At 89.6% G+C, this 404-nt stretch carries 1 protein-coding gene; it reads left to right on the top strand.

From position 1 onward, the window contains the following. Positions 1-404, top strand: a 404-nt coding sequence (locus ET526_RS22735) for a hypothetical protein (protein WP_192898747.1), incomplete at both ends; no start/stop codon positions are given.

Raw genomic sequence — 404 nt, forward strand, 5'->3', positions numbered from 1 at the left:
GAACGGGTGGGGGCCGAGGCGGCGGAGGCCGAGGCCGCCCTCGCCGCCGCCGAGGCCGCCGTCGCCGCGCTGCCCGACCTCGCCGCCCTGCGCGCGGCGGCGGAGGCGGCGGGCGGCGCCGAGGCGGCGGCGCTGGCGCGGGAGGCGGCGGCGCGCGAGGCCCGCGCCGCGGCGGAGGCGGCGCTCGCCGCGGCGCGCGACGGGGCGGCGCAGCTCGCCGCCGCCGCCGCCGAGGCGGAGAGCCGGCTCGGCGCGCTGGAGCCGGAGCGCGAGCGCCTCGCCGCCGAGGCGCGTCAGGCCGCCGAGGCCGCCGCCGCGGCCGAGGCCGCGCTCGCCGCCCTGCCGGCGCCGGAGGCCGCCGAGGCCGCCCGCGCCGGGGCCGCGGCGGCGGAGGCGCGCGCGGC

The sequence above is a fragment of the Crenalkalicoccus roseus genome, assembly GCF_004761865.1.
Taxonomy (GTDB): Bacteria; Pseudomonadota; Alphaproteobacteria; order Acetobacterales; family Acetobacteraceae; genus Crenalkalicoccus; species Crenalkalicoccus roseus.